We start from the raw sequence: 4,143 nt of genomic DNA, 5'->3' as shown, positions 1-4,143 counted from the left end.
TATTTTCTTTCTCTTCAAATGGACTTGATAAATTATTTTCATAATTAATTATTTCAGAGTAGTTATTTACCAACCCACGATCTCTTTTATCTAAATATACAGTGTATGATCTTCTGTCTTGTAAGCTGTTAAATGTTAAATAATTTAATTCTACCCTGCCCTTGTCGTTGTGTTCTACCCACATAACTGGAGGTCTGTTTTCTTGTTCAATCCCTGCAAATAAAATATCTTCAAACTCTGTGATTAATTTAGTTTTTAATTCTTCTGATATGGATTTTTCTTCAAATGATAAAACACCACACACGTATGGGTTTGATTTGTTTTTATCTAAAATATAATTTTCAAAATTGATTAGGTCTTGTTTTGTGGTTGTTGATAATATTTTTATGTCTTTCTGTTGTTCTGGTTTTTTCTCTCTCAATAAATATTCAATACTTTTTTTTATATTCCTTTGGCCTTTGCTTTTTTTACCTCCTATTATTTTATGATACATATTAAATTCTCCTTTTAATATCTTCTATCTCATTTGTTATTTCTTCGAATAAATTTATAAAATCTTCTGCAAACTCATGGGAAATAAATTTATCAATATCAGTATTTATTGCTCTTGCTATCTGGTTAATATTAACACCTATTTTATGAAGCTGATAATACACATCACCATTTTCATTTTTGGAAATTTCTTTTTTGAGTTTAAACTCTTTATTGAGTATTAACTCCCTTATGGCTTTCGCCCTTGGCTTTTTCAGCATAGAAGCCAGTTCTTCAACCTGTGCAAATTCTTCGTCATTGAAGCATAGCGTGACGCTGTGCTTCCTATGGTATCTATCCTTGTAGCTCACTGTAAGCCTCCTGTGTTGGGTTTTAAGGGGATTGAAGGGGGAACCCCTCACAAGCGACAATACGAAGTATTGTCTGAGCTTGCTGTTATATAGTTTTCCACTTATATATTAATTAATACATATAAAAATTAAGTCAATAGCTGAATAAAAAATAATCAATTTAAATTTGGGTTTTATATATAACCGTGAACAAATAAAGCCATTTGTAAAATGGCTTTTTTGTGAGGGGTTGACCAACTGAACGAAGTGAAGGCGGTAGTTATTTTTTCGCTTTGGCTTCTTCTTTTGCCAAAACTTCAAACAATGGATGGTATTTTATTAATTTGTTTTCTCTGATTGTTTTAAGGACTTTTAAACTCTCAACCTTTTTAAGACTAAATTTTCTATTAAAATCTCGCAATGTAATTTCTACATTATCAAGCAAAAAATCTTTGTATTTTTGCAAGTTGTTTAATTCTTTTTCTGCTGCTTTTTTTAAATATTCCTTTCTAACTTCTTTGGCACCAGATTTTAAATCTACTTTGTAATCTAAAAATCTTTTTATACTGGATAAAAACATTAATGAAACTTTTATGCCATAGTCAAAAGATTTTGCCTGAATTTCGGTTCCTTCTTCTTTCAGCAAAATATGATATATTGCTGCATATTTCCAACTTAACATAAAATATGTTCTGAAAAATGTTCCGTTTGTTTCCTCCCCTAATATGTGATCAAATTTTTCTTTGTAAACCATATAAAAATGGTCATAGATTTTTCTGCATTCTGGTGAATATGTATAAATTACATTTGTTTTTACAGTTGAAAAGAAATTATCTAATCCCTCTTTGAGTGATTCGATTATTTCTTCCACTGTCCAAGTTGGGACAACTTTTTCACCTCTTTCTGCATAAACAAAATTGTGTCTTCTTCCTAATCCATCATTAATACTTTCCTGATCAAAGTTTCTTGCAAAACTATCAATAGTATTCAAAAATAAACCACTCATAACGATACTTTCAGTTTCAATAGTATCGTTCTTCGTAACTCTACGGGCTTTATCATTATCATGGATCTTTAACATTGTTTTTCTGGTTTCAACCATAGAACCTCCCGGCATTAATTTTTTCATAAACTGGGAGTATTCGTCTTCTATCCAGAAAATCGGCTGTATTGGTTTTCCGAAATTATCAATTTTCTTTTCTGCTTTTGCTAACTCTGAAATGAATGCTGCCGAACCGTCAGCACCTTCAAAATTAGGTCTAATCATTGGCTTTTCTTCTATATCTTTTGGTATAGAACTTTCAATAATTTTTGCTGATGTGGTTTTTGCTGCACCAGAAGGTGCAAGTATTAAAGTCCAAGTATTTAAGTAATCCGCTGGGCTTGTAGGATGCTTATACATTATATTGTTATTAACACTAAAAGCACTTAAATAGCTTAAAAATGAAAATATCGGTAAAGCTGGGGGTATGTCGGTTTCACTAACAAATTTAGAATATATCAAAGATAATGGATCTATATTTTCTGATAAACCTAAATTATGGGGGTTTGGTATTATAGGTAAAACATCAATAAAATTTATATTCACTTCGTGAGTTTCTACTTTTGGCTCTTTGCTAATTGCTTCTGCTATTTCGTTCGTTAAAACTATTTCTTCTTCTGTTAAATTAAATACCTTTTTCAATCTTATCATAATTAAATCCTCCTATTATATATACAGTTATAACATAGGATTTTAACTTGTCAAATGTTTACATTAAAAAAATCAGACATTTTTTATTTTGTCGGATTTTAACCCCAAAAAATGCACTGCCAAAAACATACCACCCCCCCCCTGTTTGACACTCTGACATTCTGACAAATCTTGTAAACTATTGATTTTAAAGGATTAAAAAAAAATTTTGTCAGAGATTTGTCAGAAAAAATCAGTACTCTTTTGACAAAGCTAATGACAAAAAATGTAATATATTGATTATAAAAGGAAAATTAACTTGTCAGAATGTCAGAACTTTTCTGACAAAATGGATTTTAAAGAAAACAGGCAATTTTCAGCCCTCATTTGTCAGAAAATATCATGTTTTTTGTTTTGACTTTTGTTGTCATGGTTTTTCTGCAAAACATATGACGTTTTCTTTTGTGGTTTTTATGACACTATGACACCTTATGACAGAAAACCGTCCTACCGGACAGGTCAACCCCTCACAAGCAAGAACCAGCCTGACGGCTGGCTCTCACTTGTTCACGGTTAAAGTTTTATCATAGTGATCTAGTAGTGTTGTCATCATATTTTTAATATGGTTTATATCGTCTTCTGTTGTAACTTCCCTGATTTTTGATTTTGAGTTTTTCTTCTTCGATTTTTCGTCTTTTTTCGAATTTTTGCCTGTGTTCATTCTTCCTTGTATATGCTGAAAACGTTCGTATGTATCTTCCAAAAGTAGAAATAATTGAGTGTACAGATCTTCTACATACTCCAAATCTTCCTTCAGTTGTATCAATCGACTTTCTGAATTGCTGTTGTTTTCTTCCAGCTTCTTCAAGTCTCGAACTAACAAATTGTTGTTGCTGATTAATTTTTTCAATATCTCTTGCTCTTGTAGTTCCTGCTGTTTCTTCTGTTGCTGTTTTAGTTTTATATTCTGTATTAATTGACTCATTGTTTACAATCTCCATATTATCAGTGCGAATATACATACCTGAAAAACCATCGTTATTACTAACATTGATAAAATCGCCGTTAGTATATTTATATCCAATATCTTGATCTTCTCTTTGAATACTTTGTCTATTTTCTGATATATTTTTGAACGATGGTTTTTTAAACTTTGATCTATTTCTGATTTCTCGTTTTTCAATTCTTTCTGCAAATGTTCTTTTAAGCTCTGTGAGTTTTTCTCTAACAAACTCTGGATCTCTTGTAGGTTTTGGGTTGAATTCTTTTCTATAATCGCTGTAATCTCTTCCCTCTTCATATATATCTCCTTTCAGGACAATGGGTTTATCGTCATCAAACAAATCAGATTTAATTGATATTTGATTTTTTCGTATTCTGTTTATTTTAACACCTTTCATATTTTCAATATGTTTGATGGTTTGATCTCTATTTTCCAACTCTTCATTAATAATTAATGCCATTATTTCAGTATTAATATTTTCAATAAATTGTTTTTTATCTTCTGGAATATTGGTTTTTGGTTTGTTGGTTAATGTATTTTTATTTTCTTTCTCTTCAAATGGACTTGATAAATTATTTTCATAATTAATTATTTCAGAGTAGTTATTTACCAACCCACGATCTCTTTTATCTAAATATACAGTGTAT

General features: G+C 30.2%; 3 protein-coding genes and 1 pseudogene. All 4 read right to left on the bottom strand.

Annotation, left to right across the window (positions count from 1 at the left end; translation table 11 throughout):
* Window positions 1–493 (bottom strand): annotated as a pseudogene (locus tag ACOTX3_RS25755) (hypothetical protein); the annotation flags it as partial.
* 1 nt (window position 494) lies between these two features.
* Window positions 495–842 carry a plasmid mobilization relaxosome protein MobC gene (mobC, locus tag ACOTX3_RS25750; RefSeq protein ID WP_048216462.1) on the bottom strand — a complete coding sequence of 116 codons (348 nt, stop codon included), beginning with the start codon at window positions 840–842 and terminating at the stop codon, window positions 495–497.
* Between the two features lie 259 nt (window positions 843–1,101).
* Entirely contained in the window at window positions 1,102–2,514 is a 1,413-nt protein-coding gene (locus ACOTX3_RS25745; protein ID WP_094762251.1) for a hypothetical protein, read from the bottom strand.
* Between the two features lie 596 nt (window positions 2,515–3,110).
* Window positions 3,111–4,143: hypothetical protein (locus ACOTX3_RS25740; protein ID WP_421634995.1), on the bottom strand; the 1,033-nt coding region annotated here is incomplete at its 5' end.

Source organism: Enterobacter cloacae complex sp. IR5384, from assembly GCF_049237265.1.
Lineage (GTDB): Bacteria > Pseudomonadota > Gammaproteobacteria > Enterobacterales > Enterobacteriaceae > Enterobacter > Enterobacter cloacae.
This window is presented reverse-complemented; position numbering and strand designations above follow the sequence as displayed.

Coding starts and splice junctions, on each gene's coding strand:
- ACOTX3_RS25745 (WP_094762251.1), bottom strand. CDS start 2,514: ATGATAAGATTGAAAAAGGTATTTAATTTAACAGAAGAAGAAATAGTT.